This window comes from Streptomyces rapamycinicus NRRL 5491 (assembly GCF_024298965.1).
In the GTDB taxonomy this organism is placed as follows: Bacteria; Actinomycetota; Actinomycetes; order Streptomycetales; family Streptomycetaceae; genus Streptomyces; species Streptomyces rapamycinicus.
In genome coordinates this window covers 10087864-10106640 of sequence record NZ_CP085193.1, presented here as the reverse complement: position 1 = coordinate 10106640, position 18777 = coordinate 10087864, and the positions used below count along the sequence as shown (strand labels likewise).

The window sequence follows — 18777 nt, the reverse complement described above, 5'->3', positions numbered from 1 at the left end:
CAGCGGAGGAGACAGCAGTGTTGTGGCAGGACATCACGATCGCCGGGACCGGCGCGTGGATACCCCCCATCAGGCCGGAGCAGGAGCCGCGGGGCGGACCGGGCGCCGGACAGCCCTCCATGATGGCGCTCAACGGATTCACCTCGGCCGCCGTCTCGAAGGACAACACGGCCACACAGATGGCGGCCCGGGCCGGTCTCAAGGCACTGCGCCACGCGGACGTGGCCAGTGCCTGCTTGAGTCTGCTCGTGCACGCCGGCTTCCAGGACGGGGACCACTACACGCCCTCGGCGTACCTGATGCGGGTGCTCGGGGGAAGGGACACCGCCGGGATCGAGGTCGGTGCCGCCAGTGACGGCGGGGCCGCCGCGCTCGTCGCCGCGGCCGACCACCTGGCCGCCCGGCCGGACGCGAAGGCCGCGCTGGTCACGACCGGTGCCCGGTTCCCGGACGAACGGTGGGGCTATTCCCGGGAGTTGGGCTACGTGGCGGGTGACGCGGGCGCCGCCGCCGTCCTCACCCGGGGGACGGGCTTCGCCCGCCTGGTGGCGACCGCCCATGTCACGGAGTCGCAGTTGGAGGGGCAGACCCGGGCCAGGGAGGGCTACACCGGTGTGGCCCGGCGGTCCCCCGTCGAGGAGACCGGGTTCATGCCCCATATCGACGTGCTGCAACGGGCCACCCACCGCTGCATCGAGACCGTCCTGGACGAGGCCGGGGTGAAACCGGCGGACATCGCGCACGTGGTGCCCATCGCGATCGGGTCGGTCGTGCTCGACATGCTGCTCAGCGGCTCACCGCTCGGCCTCCGCGCCGACGACACCAGCTGGACCTACGGCCGGCACATCGGCCACGCCGGTCCGTCCGACGTCCTGCTCGCCCTCGACCGGACGTTCCGCTCCGGCACGCTGCGGGCCGGGGAACGCGTCCTCGTCGTGAGTTTCGGGGTCGGCTTCCGCTGGACCACCGCGCTGTTCGAGGTCACCCGCGATCCCGTCGCCGCGGCACCCGCCGGTCGCTCACAAACAGAAGGAGTTTGTCCATGACGGACACGAGTACGGCGACCGCCGCGTCGGTGCCGCTGGCTCCGCGGGCCCTGCCGCTGCTGGGCCATGCGCTGCCCCTGCTCCGCGATCCGCTGGCGTTCATCATGTCCCTGTCCGGGTACCGCGAGATGGTCCGCGTGCGGCTGGGCCCGAGTACCGCCATGATGATCTGCGATCCGGACCTGACCCGGCAGGTGTTCCTGAACGACCGTGTCTTCGACAAGGGCGGCCCGATCTACGACCGGATCCGCGAGGTCATCGGCGACGGCCTGTCCACCTGCCCGTACCCCCTGCACCGGCGGCAGCGGCGGCTGTGCCAGCCGTCGTTCCACCCCACCCGGCTCGCCGGGTACGGGGCGGTGTTCGCCCGGGCGGCCGAGGTGAAGGCGGCATCCTGGCGCGACGGCGACGTCCTCGACATCACCCAGGAAATGATGACGCTGACGACGCGCGCCACCATGGAGACGATGTTCAGCGGCTCGCTGCCCGCCGAGACCATGCGGCGGGCCCTTGCCGACACCTCCACCATCGTGACCGCGTTCTTCCGCCGAATGATGACACCGGCCCTGCTGCGCCGGGTGCCCACTCCGCGCAAGCGGCAATACGACCAGGCCCGTGACCGGCTGTCGGCCACCATCGCGGAGATCATCGCCGAGCGGCGTGCCGATCCGACCGACCATGCCGACCTGCTCTCCACGCTGGTGGGGGCGGTCGACGAGGAGAGCCAGGACGGCCAGAAGCAACTGAGCGACACCGAACTGGCGGACGAGGCCCTCACGTTCTTCCTCGGCGGGATGGAGACCACGGCCATCACCCTGGCCTGGGCCATGCACCTGCTCGCCACCAACCCGGACGTCCAGCACCGTCTCCGGGCCGAGACCCATCAGGTCCTGGCCGGTGGGAAGGCCGACCCCGCGCAGCTGCCCTCGCTCGACCTGGCCGCCCGGGTGGTGACCGAGACGCTGCGGCTGTATCCGCCCGCCTGGATGATGACCCGCGCGGTCCGGCAGGACACCGAACTCGGCGGGGTGCGGCTCAAGGGCGGCAGCACCATCGTGCTCAGCCCGTACCTCCTGCACCGCCGGCCCGACCTCTACCCCGAGCCCGACCGGTTCGACCCGGACCGCTGGGTCGGCGGTCAGCCCGACCGGGCCGCCTACATCCCGTTCGGCGCCGGGGCGCGCAAGTGCATCGGGGACCAGTTCGCCCTCACCGAGGCCATCCTGGCCCTCACCGCCATCGTCGCCCGCTGGGAGCTGACCCCCGTCGGCGACCAGCCGTTCCGGCCCAAGGTGGAGACCAGCCTGAGTTCGCGCGGGCTGCGCCTGCGGATCAGTGAGCGGCGGACGAGCGGCACCGGCGACGCCGAAGCGCACGCGGCCACGCCGCGGTCCACCTCCGCCCAGCCATCCACACCCGCCCAGCCATCCACGCCGCCGGGCGCCGGCGGCTGCCCGGTGAAGCACTAGGAGTGATGCCGTGAAGCCTCACCTGAAGCCCCTGGTGAAGCAGCTTCTCAACGCCCGGAGGGTCAGCCTGCCCGGCGCGGCCCCGGCCGACAGCCTGCGGACTCCTTCCCTCCCCTATCCGAACGGCTGGTTCTGTCTGGCCTTCACCGACGAGGTGCGGCCCGGATCCGTCACCACCCGTCCGCTCGCGGGCACGGAGGTCGTCCTCTACCGGACGGCCAAGGGCGTGCCGCGGGCCGTCCGGCCCCGGTGCCCGCATCTGGGTGCGCATCTCGGGGTCGGCGGATCGATCGAGGGCGAGGACATCGTCTGCCCCTTCCACCGGTTCGCGTTCGACCCGGACGGCACCTGTGTGCGCACGGGTTACGACAAACCCCCGCCGAAGGCGTCGCTGGCGCAGTACCCGGTGTGCGAGGCCAACGGCTCGATCTACGTGTGGTGGCACGCCCTCGGTGTGCCGCCGCAGTGGGAGGTCCCGGTCTTCCCCATGGACGACCGGCAGCCGTACAGCCATGACACCTTCGACATCGCCGGTCATCCGCAGGACGTCATCGAGAACGCCTTCGACTGGGGTCATCTGCCGGCGTTGCACGGTCTCAAAGGTCTCGACATCGAGGGCACTCCGGTGGCCGGGGAACCGACCAGCACCGTCACCGCGACCGCCCGCGGCACCATGATGCGCGGGTTCCGCCAGTCCTACACGCTCACGGTGATCGGACTGGCCACCATCGCGGCGCGCACGGTCCTCCCCCGGGACGCCGGCACCCTCTATGTGATGCTCCACGCGACCCCTACCAGCCCGGGACGCATCCAGCTCCGGTTCGGTACGAAGCTGGAGCTGAACGGCATCCCCGGCGTGCCCGGAACGGTGGGGCGCGCGGCGGCCATGCCCGTCGCCCGGCTGCTCAGCGCCGTCCTCCAGCGGGTGGCGAGCGTCGACACCGGCGCGGACCTGCTGATGTGGCACTACCAGGAGCATGTCGAGCACCCGAAGCTCGCCAAGGGCGACGGTCCGATCGGCCGGTACCGGCAGTGGGCGCAGCAGTTCTACACGGAACCCACGGGCGACCTCATGCCACCGCGACCTCCCCGGGCCGGCGCGAGCCGCTCGGACGAGTGACCACCGGCGACGGCGGCCCGGGAGCGCTCAGGCCGCTCCCGGGCCGCTTCGCCGCCGATCACCGAGCGCCGAATCGGTCGACCGGCTCATGCGGGGCTGCGCGGCTTCTACGAGTACGAGGGAGAACGGGTATGACCACGTCATCCGACCAGCCGGTGCCGGAATCCAGCACCGTCCAGACGGAAATGCTGGGGTTCCTGGCGAAGCGCACGGGGACGACCTGGGCGACCGACGCGGATGTCTTCGGCTCCGGTGGACTGTCCTCGCTCTTCGCCATGGAGCTGGTGGTGCATCTGGAGAAGTCGTACGGCATCGCCATCCGCGGCGCCGACCTGCGGTTGGAGAACTTCCGCACCGTGCGGCGGATGGCCGCGCTGGTCGAACGGCTCCGGCAGCCCGCCCCCGGCGGCTCCGGTGCGTGAATCCGTCACGGCGGCGGCCTCGGTGACCTCGCGGGGTTCCCCGCTCGTGACGACGACCCTGGTCTACGGCCGGTGCCGGGACGATGAGCCATGGTCGTGGTCGTGGTCGTGGTCGTCCCGGTGGTCGTGGCCCGGGTGACGTCGCGCCAGGGTGTGGGCGCGTGTGTTCACTTCGTCCGTGGACACGGCGCACAGACCGACGAGCACGTCCTCCAGGGCGGCCAGCCAGAGCCGGTAGTAGTGAAATGGCTCGTCCCGTGTCAGCGCGGTCTCCCGCGCCGCGATCCGGGCGATCAGCGCGGCCTGGAACCGCGGCCAGGTGAACGCGCCCGCCTCGTACAGGCTGACGGCCATGGCGAACGCGCGGCCCTCCCAGGGCTCGGCGAACACCAACTCGCCGTTGGAGCGCGGCGGTGCGGCCGGGCCCTCGATGTCCAGCGGCGCGGTCATGGCGCCACCACCTTGGCCACGCCGACCATCGCGTCCCGGGTCACCAGCGGCACGAGTTGTTCCTCGGACAGGTGCCCGGTGCCGGCCGGACGCTCGGGCAGTACGAACCAGCGCACCTCACTGGTGGAGTCGTGGACGGTGATCCGCACGTCGTGGTCGAGTTCGAGGCCCATCTCGGACAGTACGGTGCGGGGCTCCTTCACCACGCGTGCGCGGTAGGCAGGGTCCTTGTACCAGCTCGGCGGCAGGCCGAGCACCGGCCACGGGTAGCACGAGCACAGGGTGCACACCACCACGTTGTGGGTGGTCGCGGTGTTCTCCACGACGACGATGTGCTCGCCCTGCGCCCCTGAGAAGCCGAGCTCCTTGATGGCCGCCGTGCCGTCTTCGAGCAGCCGCCGCCGGTACTCCGGGTCGGTCCAGGCCCTGGCGACGACCTTGGCGCCGTTGAGCGGGCCCACGTTGGTCTCGTAGGTGGTGATCACCCCGTCCAGCGCCTTCGGGTCGATCAGACCCCGTTCGGTGAGCAGTTGCTCGAGCGCCTCGGTGCGCAGGGCCGCGGGAGGGCTCTCGCCCGCCCCGCCGTCGGTGCGGGTCATGAGGTGGCCTCCAGATAGCTCTCGAACAGCTCGGCGGTGAGCGCGAAGGGTTCGGCGTCGGCGCCCCACAGCTCGCGCGAGGCGAACCGCACCGAGTAGACGTGCTGCGGATGCTCGCCCTGGAAGTGGGCGTTGGTGTCCGGCAGCACGAAGGCGGGCTGGACGATCTCGACGGTCCCGGTGTGTCCCCGTACATAGCCCGGCAGCCGGGTGTGCCCGGGCACCGGCATGGCCTTGGCCCGTACCCGCTCGCCGACGGCGAAGGCGGGGGCGGTGGCCACGGAGCGCAGCGAGCCCTCGGCGGTCGGCGCGTAGTCGGGTACCGCGGGCTCGGGGATCGGTGGCTCCGCCACGTGTTCGCCCCGTAGGTTGCGGGCGCGGGCGTCGATGGCACCCGGCGCCAGGATGGCGCTGTCGGTGAGCATCAGCTCCGCGCCGTTGAGCCATCGCCCGTAGTAGCCGTCGTTCAGGTAGGCGGCCCGGTCCAGACGCTCGAGCGCGTGCCGGAAGGCGTCGAGGTTGACGCCGCCGTACGCGACGCGGCCGGAGAGAGTCGCCAGCGCGAAGGCCCGGCTCTGCCAGGGCTCCTCGAAGACCGGCTCATCACGCCTCGGCGGATGGACGGGACCCCATCCTGGGGTGCCGCCCATATCGGCAATCCCCTCCACGACACCACTCCCTGAATAGGACATAATGGACTAGATGGCCCGAATCGTATACGCCAGGTGTCATCCGTGTCGCGTTCCGTACTCTGGCGGCATGCGCATGCGCCCCACTTTGAGCTGGACCCCCGCCGAGGACCTGCCGCCGGGCAGCACGGATCCGGAGCCGGTCGCCGACGCGCTGAGCACCGGCGGTGTGCTGGTGCTCAGCGGGGCGGGCATCTCCACGGAGTCGGGCATCCCCGACTACCGGGGCGTGGGCGGGAGCCTGAGCCGGCACACCCCGATGACCTACCAGGACTTCACGGCCGACGCCCGGGCCCGGCGCCGGTACTGGGCCCGCAGCCACCTCGGCTGGCGCACCTTCGGCCGCGCCCGCCCCAACGACGGGCACCGGGCCGTGGCCGCGTTCGCGCGGCACGGCCTGCTCTCGGGCGTGATCACCCAGAACGTCGACGGTCTGCACCAGGCGGCCGGCAGCGAGGGCGTCGTGGAACTCCACGGAAGCCTGGACCGGGTCGTCTGCCTCTCCTGCGGCACCTTCAGCCCGCGCCGCGAACTCGCCCGGCGGCTGGAGGAGGCCAATGTGGGCTTCGAGCCGGTGGCCGCCGGAATCAACCCGGACGGCGACGCCGACCTCACCGACGAACAGGTCGGGGACTTCCGCGTGCTGCCCTGTACGGTCTGCGGCGGCATCCTCAAACCGGACGTGGTGTTCTTCGGCGAAGCCGTTCCGCCGAAGCGGGTCGAGCACTGCCGCGAACTGGTCCGCGAGGCGGCCTCGCTGCTGGTCCTGGGCTCCTCGCTGACGGTGATGTCCGGGCTCCGGTTCGTCCGCCAGGCGGCCCGGGCCGGAAAGCCGGTACTGATCGTCAACCTGGACCCGACCCGGGGCGACCAGCACGCCGTCACCCGGGTCGCGCTCCCGCTGGGAACGGCCCTCACCGCCGTGGCCGGCCGGCTGGGCATCCCCGGGGCGGCACAGTAGCCGGATCCGCGGTCCGTCCCCACGGCCGCGGATATTGTGACCGGCATGGGGAGCAATGAGATCTCCGGGGGATGCTTCGGCGCGGCGGTGCAGGCGGGCAACCTGGAAAACCTCACGATCACATCGTCCTGCGCGAACCCGCCCCCCTTCCCGGAGGACCCGGGGAACTGGCCACTCGCCGGTGAGTGGGAGGCGTTGGTGGCGGGCACCCACCCGTCCCGCCCGGGTGCCGGTGGCGGGGACGGCGATGTCCCGCCGTACATCGCACGCGACGCCGACGAGCGGATCCGCCGCCGCGTCGCCGAAGCCGAGCGGCACGGCGGCATGGTCCTCGTGGTGGGCGACTCCACGGCCGGGAAGACCCGGGCGGCGTTCGAGGCGGTACGGGCGGTGTTGCCGGTGTACCGCGTGTGCGCGCCGTCGGCGGACAACGATCTGACCGGTGTGCCGCTGTCCATCGAGCGCGGCGGTTCGCGGTGTGTGGTGTGGCTGGACGACCTGGAACGGTATCTGAGGCCCGGCGGACTGCAAATCGACGTACTGGCCGCGTTGACGCGGTTGCGGGTGCCGGTCGTCGCGACGATGCGGCTCAAGCCGTTCGAATCGTTCAGCGCCGCACGCGACCACGGCTCCGGGGCCCAACTCCTGCGGGCGGCCGAGGTCATCGATCTGGACCGGCTCTGGAGCGAGGGGGAGCTTTCCCGCGCCGAGCGCTGTGACGACCCTCGTATTCTCGACGCGCTGACCCACCACGGCATGTACGGAGTCGCCGAATATCTGGCGGCGGGACCCTCCCTGTTGCGGGAGTGGCGCCGGGCCGGCCCCGGGAACGGCCACGCCCGCGGGGCGGCGTTGGTGAGAGCGGCCGTCGACCTCACCCGCTGCGGTCTGCGTGGCCCCTACCCCCGGGCCTTGCTGGAGGACGCGCACCAGTGGTACTTGCCCGCCGAGGGGGCGATATCGCGGCTCGAATCGGTGGACACGGCATTCGACTGGGCCTCGGAGGTGCGCCACGGAGTGACCAGCCTCCTCCTTCCGGCGGGCACGGAGAAGTGGCTGGCCTTCGACTATCTGGTCGACCACGCGGATACGGAAATCCCGGACCAGGTCTGGGAAGCCGCGCTCGCCCATACGGATGCCGACGCCGATCGATGGGTCATCGCCAGGAACGCCCAGGATGTCGCGCCCCAGGCCGCCGAAGAGGCCTGGCGGCCCCTCGCGGACGCGGGAAATCCGTACGCCGCGAACGACCTCGCGCTCCTGCTGGGTGAGCTCGGCCGTGCCCAGGAGGCCGAATCGCTGTACCGTCAGGCGCTCGGCAAAGGCCATCTCGACGCCGCGAACAACCTCGCCGTCCTCCTGGAGAGGGAGGGCCGCGTCGACGAGGCCGAGGCCCTGTATCGCAGTGCGCTCAGGGGTGGTGATCCCTACGCCGCGCTGAACCTCGGCGATCTGCTGGAAAGGGCGGACCGTCTGGCGGAGGCCGCCGCACTGTACCGCCGGGCGTTGAACAACGGCTCGAAGCACGCGGCGCACGCGTTGGCCACGCTCGCGCAGAAGATGGGCAGCCTGGAGGAAGCCGTGTCCCTCTACCGCGTGGCCATCGATCTGGGCGACCCCTACGCGGCGGAAGACCTCGCCGAACTGCTCATCTTCCTCGGCCGGCCGCGCGAGGCCGAGGAATGCCGCGCACGTCCGCCCGGCCCGGGCGGAGAAGCTCACGGATGAAGACCGGCGCGGCCGGGCTCCCGCTCACAAGGAACCGGTCAGCAGTTGGAGAACCAGGCTGGTCGCCGAGACCACCGCCCACAGGCAGGCACCGAGGACGAGCGGCCGGGGGCCGGTGCGGCGCAGCGCTGCGAGGTCGGTGGACAGGCCCGTCGCGGAGAGCGCGACGGTGATGAGGAAGACCGAGAGCTCGCCGAGTCCGTGGTGGGCGGCGGCCGGGATGACACCCAGGCTGTTCACCGTGGTCATCAGCAGGAAGCCGATCAGGAACACGGGCACCAGCTTGACCACCTGAAGCCGGGGACGGGCCGTGGCTTCCGCCGCGGCCCGGTCGCGGCGTCTCACCAGCCAGGCCAGCCCCAGACAGATGGGGATGATCATGAGGCTGCGGGTGAGCTTGACGACGACCGCGTAGTCCGCCGCGGCGCCGCCGTAGCTGGTGGCGGCGGCGACCACCGAGGACGTGTCGTTGACCGCCGTTCCCGCGAAGAGGCCGAAGCTGTGCCGGCTCATCCCCAGGAGATGGCCGAGCAGCGGGAAGGTGAGCACGGCGGCCACGTTGAACAGGAAGATGGTGGAGACCGCGTAGGCCACCTCGACCCCCGCCGCGCCGATGACCGGGGCGGTCGCCGCGATCGCCGACGCGCCGCAGACGCCCGTGCCCACGCCGATCAGCGTGCGCAGGTCCCCGGCGATGCCGAGCCACCCGCCGATGCCGTATGCGGCGGTCAGACAGACCGCCAACGAGCCGATCATCACCGGAAGCGAGCCGACGCCCACCTGGACGATCTGGGGCAGCGACAGTTGCAAGCCCAGGACGACGACCGAAACCTGCAGAACCCACTTGCTCGCGAAACCGATGCCGGGACGCCATCGTGCTCCTGGCCTCTTCAGGGCGGCCAGCAGCACACCGAGGACGATCCCGGCCACGGGGCCGCCGACGAGCGGGAACGCCTTCCCGACCGCCGTGCCCGCCACCGCGAGGGCCAGGACGAGGGCCAGACCAGGTACGAGAGAGGCCATGGCGGGGCGGGACGACGCCCGCGTCGGTTCAGCCTCCGGCCGGGTAGGGACCGGACAGTCCAGATCTTCGCTCATGGCCTCGACTCTGATGCGCTCCGGACCACGGTTGTAGCCCCGAGATCGTGAGGAAGTCATAGCCAACAGGAATGACTGCCGACCGGCTCAGGGCCATACCCTGGGGCTATGAGCCAGTTGCCGGATCCGGAATCACTGCGGCTCCTCGTCCTTGTCGGAGACGTGGGGAGCTTGAGCGGTGCGGCGGCGCGGCTCGGCCTCGCGCAGCCGTCGGCGAGCAAGCGGCTGTCCGCGCTGGAGCGCAGGCTGGGTCTGGTGCTGGTGGACCGGACGCGGCGGGGATCGCAGCTCACCGACGCGGGCCGGGCCGTGGCGGGCTGGGCGCAGCGGGTCCTTCAGGAGATGGAGGGGCTGCTGACCGGCACGGAGGCGCTGCGTACGAAGCGGGACGCCGAGCTGAGGGTGGCGGCCAGCATGACGGTGGCCGAGTGTCTGGTACCGGGCTGGATCGGCGAGCTGCGCCGCACTCGGCCGGAGTTGTACGTCGGTCTCCAGGTGACCAACAGCGAACACGTTCCGGATCTGCTCCGCAGCGGAGCGGCGGACCTGGGGTTCGTCGAATCACCGCGGGCCCCGGCGGGGCTGTACGCCCGGCAGGTCGCCCGCGACCGGCTGCTCGTGGTGGTCGCCCCGGACCACCCCTGGACGCGCCGCCGCCGCCCGCTGAGCGTCGCCGAGCTCGGCGCCGCGCCGCTGGTGCTGCGCGAACGCGGATCGGGCACCCGCGAGACCCTGGACCAGGCTCTGCGCAAGACCGGCGTGGGCGAACCGCGGCCCCTCCTGGAACTGGGGTCGGCGACCGCCGTACGCAATGCCGTGATCGCCGGAACCGGCCCGGCGGTGATCAGCGAGCTCGCGGTAGGCGCCGACCTCGCCGATGGCCGCCTTGTGTCGGTGCCGGTCGAGGGCCTCGAACTACGCCGTGACCTGCGAGCCGTCTGGGCTTCGGGCCGCGTCCCCGTCGGCCCCGCGGCGGAACTTCTGGCCGTGACGAGACGCCGCCGCGGTCTCCCGACGTGAGTCGTCACGTCCCGGCATGCTGTCGGAGAAACAACCCACCGCCCAACTACCGGGCAGCGCCTGGTTCGTCTTCGTGACCTACAATTCCCCGGCCAACTGGCGAAAAACGCGTGGTCGACACGCATGGGCGGGAGGAGCCGCGATGGCAACGGGGGGATGGGGCCAGCCGAACGGCCCCGGGCAGGGCGGCAACCGTTGGGGACCGCCGCCGGCGCCTGGTCCTTACGGGCCGCCGGCACCGGATCCGTACGGGCCGCCACCGAACCCCTACGGGCCCCCGCCCCCGCCGCCCGGGCCCTACCGGCCGGCGCCCAGGAGCCGGCGCTGGTACCGGCGAGTGCCCTTCCTCTCCTTCCTCATCCCCCTGCTCCGCCTGGCGCACCGGCCCGCGCGGAAACTGTTCGACCAGGATGGCGGCGGGCGCGTCCACGACCCCGTGGTCGACCGCGTCCAGATCACCCGGACGGTGCTCGGCGTCCTCGCGACGCTCGCCCTCTACTACGTGTACGGATCGGACGGCGATCTGGAGGACCAGGCCAGCGAGAGTGCCGCCCAACTCATCGTGACCCCGGTCCTGCTCCTCATCGCCGGACCGGTGGTCATCGCCCTCTTCATCCGCTACGCGCCCGCGGAGCGGCGGCGGTTGCTGCGCTCCCGGCTCAGTGTCCCGGCCAAGACCGTCGGCTGGTACGTCCTGACCGTGGCCGTCCTCGCCGCCACGTTGTGGGGGGTCTCGGCCAACCCCGGGGTGCTGGAAGGGCTGCACGGGGTGTGGCTGTTCGTGGCCGCGGTCCCGGCGCTCGTGTTCGTGCTGTGGGGGCTGCCGTTCTTCTTCCTGGCATCGGCCTACGTCGCACGCTCCGCCTTCAACACCGCCTATGTGCACGCCGCGCTGCCGGCCGTGCTCACGGTAGTGATGGTCTGGATCATCGCCGTCTTCAACGTGACCGGGAGCGGCATGCCCAACGGGCCGATGTGGGCCCAGTTCTGCTCCCTGTTCGGCGGGCCGCTGTCGGTGACCGGGCTCTCCCTGTGGGAACTGTACCGACTGCGCACACTCCACGGCGTGACCATACGCGGCTGAGCCATCCCCTACGCTGCGGACGCAGATGCGTCGTGCATCTTGTTGACGGCGGAAGGGCGGGCCTGTGGGCGAGAGTGAACTGTACTACCGGGACGCGACCGAGCTGGCGGCGCTCATCGCAGGACGACGGGTGTCCGCCGTGGAGGTGGTGCGGGCGCACCTGGACCGTATCGCGGCGGTCGACCCGAAAGTCAACGCCGTGACGGTGACCGTCGAGCGGGCACTGGACGCGGCGCGCGCCGCCGACCGGGCCGTGCGGGCGGGCACGGCTCTGGGCGCGCTGCACGGCGTCCCGTTCACGGTCAAGGACTCGCTGGATGTGGCGGGGGTGGTCGCCGCACGCGGCTCGGCCCTGTTCCGGGACCATGTCCCGGCCGGGGACGCGACCGCGGTGGCCAGGCTCCGCGCCGCGGGCGGGATTCCGCTGGCCAAGACGAACCTGCCCGAGTTCTCCTACTGGACCGAGACCGACAACGCCATCACCGGCAGGTCGCTCAACCCCTGGGACCAGGAGCGGACTCCGGGCGGATCGAGTGGCGGGGAATCAGCGGCGATCGCCGCCGGGATGTCCCCGCTCGGGTTGGGCAGCGATGTCGCCATCTCGGTGCGGGGGCCGGCCCACGACACCGGCATCGTCGCGCTGAAGGCCACCCGGGGCCGCATCCCGATCACCGGCCACTGGCCCGAAGTGCCCCGGCGCTACTGGCACGTCGGCCCAATGGCCCGCAGCGTGCGGGACATCACGGCCGCGCTGGGGGTCCTCGCAGGACCCGACGGTGTCGACGGTTACGTGCGGCAGCACCACCCGCACCCGGCCGGCCCGCCCGGGCCGAGGGACGTGGCCGGGCTGCGGGTGGGCTGGGCGACCGAGCCCGCCTTCGGCCCGGTGGACCGCGAGGTGGCGGCCACCGTCACCGCGGCGGCCGACGCCCTGCGGGCCCTGGGCTGCACGGTCGAACCGGCCCCGCTCCCCGAGTTGGAGACCCTCGACGCGACCGAGCTGAGCGCGGTGCTGCTCACCGCCGAGGCCGTGCCGTACTTCCGGCAGGCCGTCGCCGGCCGCGAGTCCGAACTGCACAGCGTCATCCGGCGCGCGCTGACCGCGCCGGACGTGACGCTGACCGACTACGTCGCCGCCCGGCAACGGGTCGAGGCGCTCAGTTCGATGTTCTCCGGGTACTTCGAGCGCTACGACGTCCTGCTGTGCCCCGTGTGCCCCATCCCCGCGCCGCCGCACGCCCAGCAGACATTCGAGGTCGGCGACGTCACCGTCCCGGCACGCGGCATCATGCGCGCGACGGTCCCGTTCAATCTCACCGGCCTGCCCGCGCTCTCCCTCCCCTTCGGAGCCTCCGACGGCGATCTGCCGATCGGCGTCCAGCTCGTCTCCCGCTGGTACGACGAGGCGACGATCCTGCGGCTCGGCGCGGCCCTGGAGGACGTCAGCCCGGTCCGGCACCGCCGCCCCGACCTCAGCTGACCCGGCCGCCGATCCATCCGGAGGGGGCGCCTCCCCCTTCGCCCTGTGGGCCGCCGTCCCCGGACGGCCCGGCGGACGCGGAGCGGTCAGCGCACCGTCAGGCGCCGCAGGTGTGACACCGCCGCATGGGCCGATCCGTCGACCTCGACGCTGACGTAGCGGGCCGTCTCGGAGGCGGTCAGCCGGCGCACCCGGCCCCGGCCGGTGAGGGTCCCGGCGTCCCGGTAGGTGATGCCGTCCGTGCTGAAGCCGACCTTCGCGCCCGGCGCCGTGCCCGCCGTCCACTCGGTCTCCACCAGGCGGACCGGGCGGGCCGCGCCGAGGTCCACGACCATGCGGCCGCGCGTGCCCGGCTTCCAGGCGGTGTGGGCGTCGCCGTCCACCGCCGCCGCGGGGTCGGACATGCCCTCCGGCAGCGGGCTCGTGGGGAAGACCGTCCTGCCGAGGGCCAGGTCGTCGTACGGGTGGGCGGCCGCGCCGTCCAGGACGACGGTGATCGTCCGGTCCGCGTCGACGACGGCGACGCCGCTGCGCCCCTGGGCCCGGACGCGCAGGGTGCAGGAGGCCCCGGACAGGCGCACGGTCGCGCCGTCGACGACCTGGACCCGCAGGCCCGACGGCAGGCGCCGGCTCGTGAGGGGGGTGAGCGTGAAGCGCGGGGCGAGCACGACCGCCGTGGCGGCGGGCAGCGCGGCCTCGAAGGACGTGCCGTCGGCGGTCAGTCTCTGCGTACCCTCGAAGACCACCGTGTCCGTGCCGGTGCGCGGGATCGCGATCCGCGTCGTGACGGACTCGCCGGAGAGGTTGAACAGGGTCAGGTGTCCGTCCGTCAGCGTCGTGCGCACCTCGGTGGCCTCCGCCGTGGGCGCGGTCCTCCGGGCGATCGCGCGCAGCTCCCCGGCCGACGTGCCGGGGAAGCCCTCGACGAGGAGAGGCGTCGCCGGGCCGTCGCCGAGGACGATCTTGTCGTCGTAGACGCCGATCGGGTTCCGGCCGTCCCGCACCACCAGCCCGGCGCGTCCATCGACGTCGAGCCAGCCGCCGCGGCTGCTCACCGCCGGCCTCGGCCCCGTCGCCAGGTCCCTCCAGTCCCGGCCGTCGGCGGAACCCTGGACGCGGTAGCCGCGGCCGGCCGCCGATTCCCAGCGCAGGGTGACCCGGTCGATCCGGCGCTCGGCGCCGAGGTCGACGGCCAGCCAGCTGTCGGCGCGCGGACGGTCGGCCCTCGAGACAGCCCAGCGGGTGGCCGCGTCGCCGTCGACCGCGAGCGGCGCGCCCTTCCCGGCGTCGGCCGACGAGGCGGTGGCGGACCCGCCGCGCGCGAGGTCCGTGCCCTGGGCGCCGTCGCGCGCCTCGAAGGCGTACAGGGAGTATCCGTAGGCCGGGTCGGGCCGTACGCCGAGCATGCGGACGTGGCGCACCGTCGTGGGTGTGAAGCCGAGGTCGTCGACCCGTCCGGCGGGTGTTCCGGTGGAGGTGTCGCGGGCGCGGACGGTCGCCTCGCCCTCCTCGAAGCGGTAGGTGCGCGCGCCGTCGAGCCCCGGCATTCCGGGCATCGTCAGGTTGTGCACCTCGAGGTGGCCCTCGGCGTCGGCGGTGCCGCCGGTCGCGTAGACGATCGAGCCCGTGGGGAGCGTCGCGAACCCGGCCCAGCCGCCGTCGAGGCGCAGGAGCGTCGCGCTGCCGTCGAAGCCGTCGCGCGGGGTCTCGTACACGCGGACGGTACGGCCCTGGACCTTAGCGGTGGTGGCGGGCAGGAACATGGGGGTCGCGCCGCCGACCCGGAACAGCCAGTCGTCGTGTCCCGGCTGCCAGGCGAACTTCACGAAGCCGGGCTTGGTCACGGCACCGGCCCACGCGGTTCGCGACTGGTGCGACACCAGTCCGGGGCCGGTGCCGAAGTCCGTGACACCGGAGGCCCGCGCGAAGAGCTCGTCGCGCGACAGCGCCTTGACGGGCCGCCCGGACGCCGCCGCCCACACGTGCAGCAGGTAGCTGATCGCGATCTCGGCGCGTGCCTCCGGCTCGTACTTCGGTTCCCCCGAGAACTTCGCCATCCGGTGCTCGGGCGGGTACTGCTGGTACGCCTCCAGCCGCGACGCCAGCTCCTGCTCCGCGCGCGCCGCGGCCCGGTCACGCATCACCTGGGAGAGGAAGGCGAGCGGAATGACGTCCCTGCCGTAGAGGTGCTCGCGGTCGTCGACCATCGGCATCAGCGGTTCGCCCGCGTCGCTCATGACGCCCAGCAGCGTGCGCCACAGCGGCTGGGCGTTCGGCTGCCGTGCGAGGACCTGTGGGAGGGGGCGTCCGGCGGCCAGGAAGTGCGCGGCGTTGCGGCCGGAGGTGCGCCACAGCTCCTCCTGGTAGTGCGGGCCGAAGGAGCCGTGATTCTCGACGATGAAGGTGTCGTACAGGTTGCGGGCGGTGTTCTCGGAGACGGCGACGCCGTCCACGCGGGCGGGGTTGGCGAGGTCGGCGGGCGGCAGCCCCGCCTCGTTGCGCGACCAGATGCCGTACCACGTGGCCCAGTCGGCGGCGCGGCGGTCGTCGTGGGCCCAGGCGAGTGCCGGTGCGAGGGTCTGCGCGTACAGGCCCATCTCCTCCAGCTTGGTGTCGCCGACGTGTCCGCCGCTCAGGCCGTTCGGTGTCCAGTCGCCCGAGGCGGGGTCGTCGCCGCTGCCCAACGACGTGGTGTAGGCGGCCTGTTCGCGGACGATGGTCTCTATGTTCTGCCGCGTCGCGGTGTCGAGGTCCTTCCACAGCAGCCGGGCGGCGAGGACGAAGTACGACTGGAAGGTGGTGTCGAAGAAGAGCGTGCGTCCCCACTCGTCGCCGCCGGTGAGCCGGTTCGACGCGGCGAAGTGGCGGATGGTGGCGAGCGTGCGCCGCTCGAGGGTCTCCCGGTCGGTGCCCGCGCGCTCCGCGTCGTAGGTGCCGTGAGTGAGCAGGACCGCGTTGCCGAGGACCACGGCGAACCCGAAGTCCTTGGCCCGGTAGTGGCCCTGGGCCTCGTCCCACTGCGTCTCGGACCACCGGGTGTGGTCCAGGAGCACCCGCAGGTAGGTGGCCGCGACGGCGTCGGGCGGTGTGTCCGTGCGGCCCTGCGCCGCGTGGGCGCTGGCGGCTCCGGTGAGCGGTGGCAGGGCGGCCAGCGCCCCCGTGAGCCCGGCGAGGTGCAGGAAGCGGCGGCGGTCGAGGGGCAGGGGCGGGTGCGACACGGAACGACACCTCGAAGGTTAGACAACGTTGTCAAAGGGTGTCGCACATTCTTCGGCGGTCCCGGTCCGCGCGTCAACGGGTGTGACGTCAGCCGTTCACCGGTTTTCGAATCCGCGGAGCGGAATTCACCGCTGGGCGTCGTTCCGGAGCGCGTCGTAGATGGCCGTGACGTAGGTGCCGCTCCGGTCGGAACCGATGATGCCGGGGGCCATCCCGTTCATCATGTAGGAAATGGTCATGCGCCGATCGAGGTCCATGATGATCATTGACCCGCCCCAGCCTCCCCAGAAGCAGATCCTTCCGTCGGGGATCCAGGCGATGGTGTCCTTCCTGGGCAACGCATAGCCGACACCCCAGCGCAGCGGGATGCCGAGGACCAGGTCCACACCGTTGGCCTGCTCGTTGAAGATGAGATCGATCGTGTCCGGGCCGAGCAGGCGGACGCCGTCGACCTCACCACCGCGGGCGATCGCGGACAGCATTCGGGCGACGGAGCGAGCGTTGCCATGCCCGTTGATCGCGCCCATGTCCGCGCGGCGCCACTCCGGTGTGTTGGCGTCGGCCGCCTCTATGAAGGGTCCGCTCGCGGCCTTGACGCCCGGGTTGTCCGCTCCCAGGGCGTCGGCGTCGAACCGCATGGGGGGTGGCGGAATCACGTTCGCGATCCGGCCCCAGTCCTCCTCGGCGGCACCGATCTGGAAGTCGGCGCCCAGCGGGCCGGCGATCTCCTCGGCGACGAACCGCTTCAGGGGCTTTCCGCTCACGCGGCGGACGACCTCGCCGAGCAGGTGACCGAAGTTCGTCAAGTGGTAGCCCGAGGCCGTTCCCGGCTCCCACCACGGGGCCTGAGCGGCCATCCGGGTGGTGGACTTCTCCCAGTCGTAGAGGTCCTCGAGCACGGCGGGCTGGTCGAGACCGGCGACCCCGGAGGTGTGCGAGAGAAGGTGGCGGATTTCGACGCCCTGTTTGCCGTTGGCGGCGAACTCGGGCCAGTACTCGACCACCGGGGCGTGGATGTCGAGTTCGCCACGATCGACGAGCATGAGCGCCGCCAGGCTGGTGACGGCCTTCGTGGTCGACCACACATTGGTTATGGTGTGTTCGTCCCACGCCACGGTGCGAGCCGGGTCGCGGAAGCCGCCCCACAGGTCGATGACGACGTCGCCGTCCATGTCGAGGACCAGGGACGCGCCCAGTTCCTCGCCGGAGGCCACGTTCTGTTCGAACTTGGCGCGGACGGTGTCGAATCGGGCGTCGTGCCTTCCGTCTGTGTTGCTCATGGCGGCTCACGCTAACATCTGACGCCACGTCAAGGAGCGGGACAAAAGCGGGCGGCACGCGGATTAAATGACTCGGGTGGATCGCTCGCCGCTGATCGACAGCTGGAGGCGGCTCAGGCGGTCCGTGGTCTCCGTGCCCCGCACGGGTTGAAGCAGGAGAAGCCGTTGCCGGGACAGTGGGCTGGCGAGGACGACGCAGTCCAGATCAAGGCGCCCCACCCGCTCGTGGAACACGGACTTCGTCGAGCAGTGCAGCGTCGACACCCGGTGCTGGTCCCACATCTCGGCGAACTCCGCGCTGGCCGCACGCAGATCGGAGACCAGTGCCGCGGCGGCGGGATCGTGGCCGCGCTGGGTGACCGTGGCCCTGAGGTCGGCCACGTACAACAGGCTGGTCGCCACCTCCTCCTGGGGCGACGCCGAGCGCAGTACGGAACGCCAGTGCGCGGAGGTGAACCAGTGCCAGGTCAGGTTCTTCTCGTGGCCGGGCCGGTCGGCGAACGTGCCGAACAGGGCGACGTTCAAACGGTTCTGTGCCAGGACGTTGGAGAGGTCGTCGGAGATGAGCGCGGGTGTCGTGGCCGCCACCGCGTCCAGTGTGTACGACAGTCCCGGGTCGACGTAGTCCGGGGGCTCGGCGGGCATCGGCGGCGCGTGCCCGGCCAGCAGGTACAGATGACGCCGTTCGTCGGGGGTCAGTCGCAGGGCGGTCGCGATGCTCCCGAGTATCGCGACCGATGGCTGGGGGCCACGCGCCTGCTCGAGACTCTCGTAGTAGGCCGTGGACATGCTGGCCATCGCCGCCACCTCGTCGCGGCGCAGCCCCGGAGTCCTGCGCCGGGTGCCGGGGGCGAGGCCGAGATCCTCCGGACGCAGTGACTCACGGCGACGGCGGAGGAAGTCCCCCAATTGGATCCGGTCCGTCACCTGGGTCCCCGGGGTGGGCCGCCAGCCCGGGTCCGCACTGGCGATCGGACCGTGGACCGCGTCGAGAGGGCGCTTCATGAGGTGCATCGTCGCACTGGGCACGCACCCAGCGCACATGGGCCGGTCGGCACACCGGGTGCCGCCCGTTTTATCCACTGGTCGTCAGTACGTGGCTGAGCTGTTTG

At 71.9% G+C, this 18777-nt stretch carries 16 protein-coding genes; 9 read left to right on the top strand and 7 right to left on the bottom strand.

Going from position 1 to position 18777, the window contains the following annotated elements; all coding sequences use genetic code 11:
* Positions 1 to 17 precede the first annotated feature (17 nt).
* The 4 genes from LIV37_RS41815 (at position 18) to LIV37_RS41800 (ending at position 4057) form a co-directional block, all read left to right on the top strand.
* Positions 18 to 1046 carry a 3-oxoacyl-[acyl-carrier-protein] synthase III C-terminal domain-containing protein gene (locus tag LIV37_RS41815; protein ID WP_020873110.1) on the top strand — a complete coding sequence of 343 codons (1029 nt, stop codon included), beginning with the start codon at positions 18 to 20 and terminating at the stop codon, positions 1044 to 1046.
* Entirely contained in the window at positions 1043 to 2515 is a 1473-nt protein-coding gene (locus LIV37_RS41810) for a cytochrome P450 (RefSeq protein WP_020873109.1), read from the top strand. The genes LIV37_RS41815 and LIV37_RS41810 overlap by 4 nt, the downstream gene beginning before the upstream one ends.
* Positions 2516 to 2525: 10 nt before the next feature.
* Complete coding sequence (locus LIV37_RS41805; RefSeq protein WP_020873108.1) at positions 2526 to 3635, top strand: Rieske 2Fe-2S domain-containing protein; 1110 nt, start codon at positions 2526 to 2528, stop codon at positions 3633 to 3635.
* Positions 3636 to 3766: 131 nt separating this feature from the next.
* Positions 3767 to 4057: an acyl carrier protein gene (locus tag LIV37_RS41800; RefSeq protein ID WP_020873107.1), complete on the top strand. Its 291-nt coding sequence runs from the start codon at positions 3767 to 3769 to the stop codon at positions 4055 to 4057.
* Positions 4058 to 4120: 63 nt separating this feature from the next.
* Here the strand turns inward: LIV37_RS41800 and LIV37_RS41795 are convergent, their stop codons facing one another.
* The 3 genes from LIV37_RS41795 to nthB are packed head-to-tail and all read right to left on the bottom strand — an operon-like array spanning position 4121 to position 5774.
* Positions 4121 to 4507, bottom strand: coding sequence for a nitrile hydratase accessory protein (locus tag LIV37_RS41795; RefSeq protein ID WP_020873106.1), 387 nt, complete (start codon positions 4505 to 4507; stop codon positions 4121 to 4123).
* Positions 4504 to 5106, bottom strand: a complete 603-nt coding sequence (gene nthA, locus LIV37_RS41790; protein WP_020873105.1) for a nitrile hydratase subunit alpha — start codon at positions 5104 to 5106, stop codon at positions 4504 to 4506. The genes LIV37_RS41795 and nthA overlap by 4 nt, the downstream gene beginning before the upstream one ends.
* Positions 5103 to 5774: a nitrile hydratase subunit beta gene (nthB, locus tag LIV37_RS41785; RefSeq protein WP_121823871.1), complete on the bottom strand. Its 672-nt coding sequence runs from the start codon at positions 5772 to 5774 to the stop codon at positions 5103 to 5105. The genes nthA and nthB overlap by 4 nt, the downstream gene beginning before the upstream one ends.
* 91 nt (positions 5775 to 5865) lie before the next feature.
* On the opposite strand from nthB, the gene LIV37_RS41780 reads away from it, so the two are divergent.
* Together LIV37_RS41780 and LIV37_RS41775 are read left to right on the top strand one after the other, a co-directional pair.
* The gene (locus LIV37_RS41780; protein ID WP_020873103.1) at positions 5866 to 6756 is read left to right on the top strand and encodes an NAD-dependent protein deacetylase; all 891 of its coding nucleotides are present in this window, start codon (positions 5866 to 5868) and stop codon (positions 6754 to 6756) included.
* Positions 6757 to 6801: 45 nt separating this feature from the next.
* Positions 6802 to 8484: a tetratricopeptide repeat protein gene (locus LIV37_RS41775; RefSeq protein WP_121823872.1), complete on the top strand. Its 1683-nt coding sequence runs from the start codon at positions 6802 to 6804 to the stop codon at positions 8482 to 8484.
* A gap of 24 nt (positions 8485 to 8508) precedes the next feature.
* Here LIV37_RS41775 and LIV37_RS41770 read toward each other — a convergent pair whose 3' ends face one another.
* The gene (locus LIV37_RS41770; protein ID WP_121823873.1) at positions 8509 to 9582 is read right to left on the bottom strand and encodes a YeiH family protein; all 1074 of its coding nucleotides are present in this window, start codon (positions 9580 to 9582) and stop codon (positions 8509 to 8511) included.
* 108 nt (positions 9583 to 9690) lie between these two features.
* Between LIV37_RS41770 and LIV37_RS41765 the strand changes: the two genes are divergently transcribed.
* The 3 genes from LIV37_RS41765 to LIV37_RS41755 all read left to right on the top strand — a co-directional run bounded on the left by LIV37_RS41765 (position 9691) and on the right by LIV37_RS41755 (position 13166).
* Positions 9691 to 10602: a LysR family transcriptional regulator gene (locus tag LIV37_RS41765; protein ID WP_020873100.1), complete on the top strand. Its 912-nt coding sequence runs from the start codon at positions 9691 to 9693 to the stop codon at positions 10600 to 10602.
* A 337-nt stretch (positions 10603 to 10939) separates the two neighbouring features.
* Positions 10940 to 11686: a hypothetical protein gene (locus LIV37_RS41760; RefSeq protein WP_020873099.1), complete on the top strand. Its 747-nt coding sequence runs from the start codon at positions 10940 to 10942 to the stop codon at positions 11684 to 11686.
* A gap of 64 nt (positions 11687 to 11750) precedes the next feature.
* Positions 11751 to 13166: an amidase gene (locus LIV37_RS41755; protein ID WP_020873098.1), complete on the top strand. Its 1416-nt coding sequence runs from the start codon at positions 11751 to 11753 to the stop codon at positions 13164 to 13166.
* An 86-nt stretch (positions 13167 to 13252) separates the two neighbouring features.
* Here the strand turns inward: LIV37_RS41755 and LIV37_RS41750 are convergent, their stop codons facing one another.
* The 3 genes from LIV37_RS41750 to LIV37_RS41740 form a co-directional block, all read right to left on the bottom strand.
* On the bottom strand, positions 13253 to 16384 hold the full coding sequence (locus LIV37_RS41750; protein ID WP_020873097.1) for a discoidin domain-containing protein: 3132 nt from the start codon (positions 16382 to 16384) through the stop codon (positions 13253 to 13255).
* Positions 16385 to 16510: 126 nt separating this feature from the next.
* The gene (locus tag LIV37_RS41745; RefSeq protein ID WP_020873096.1) at positions 16511 to 17665 is read right to left on the bottom strand and encodes a serine hydrolase domain-containing protein; all 1155 of its coding nucleotides are present in this window, start codon (positions 17663 to 17665) and stop codon (positions 16511 to 16513) included.
* A 63-nt stretch (positions 17666 to 17728) separates the two neighbouring features.
* Positions 17729 to 18670, bottom strand: a complete 942-nt coding sequence (locus LIV37_RS41740; RefSeq protein ID WP_020873095.1) for a helix-turn-helix transcriptional regulator — start codon at positions 18668 to 18670, stop codon at positions 17729 to 17731.
* Positions 18671 to 18777 lie beyond the last annotated feature (107 nt).

Coding starts and splice junctions, on each gene's coding strand:
- LIV37_RS41810 (WP_020873109.1), top strand. CDS start 1,043: ATGACGGACACGAGTACGGCGACCGCCGCGTCGGTGCCGCTGGCTCCG.
- LIV37_RS41800 (WP_020873107.1), top strand. CDS start 3,767: ATGACCACGTCATCCGACCAGCCGGTGCCGGAATCCAGCACCGTCCAG.
- LIV37_RS41795 (WP_020873106.1), bottom strand. CDS start 4,507: ATGACCGCGCCGCTGGACATCGAGGGCCCGGCCGCACCGCCGCGCTCC.
- nthA (WP_020873105.1), bottom strand. CDS start 5,106: ATGACCCGCACCGACGGCGGGGCGGGCGAGAGCCCTCCCGCGGCCCTG.
- LIV37_RS41780 (WP_020873103.1), top strand. CDS start 5,866: ATGCGCATGCGCCCCACTTTGAGCTGGACCCCCGCCGAGGACCTGCCG.
- LIV37_RS41775 (WP_121823872.1), top strand. CDS start 6,802: ATGGGGAGCAATGAGATCTCCGGGGGATGCTTCGGCGCGGCGGTGCAG.
- LIV37_RS41770 (WP_121823873.1), bottom strand. CDS start 9,582: ATGAGCGAAGATCTGGACTGTCCGGTCCCTACCCGGCCGGAGGCTGAA.
- LIV37_RS41765 (WP_020873100.1), top strand. CDS start 9,691: ATGAGCCAGTTGCCGGATCCGGAATCACTGCGGCTCCTCGTCCTTGTC.
- LIV37_RS41745 (WP_020873096.1), bottom strand. CDS start 17,665: ATGAGCAACACAGACGGAAGGCACGACGCCCGATTCGACACCGTCCGC.
- LIV37_RS41740 (WP_020873095.1), bottom strand. CDS start 18,670: ATGAAGCGCCCTCTCGACGCGGTCCACGGTCCGATCGCCAGTGCGGAC.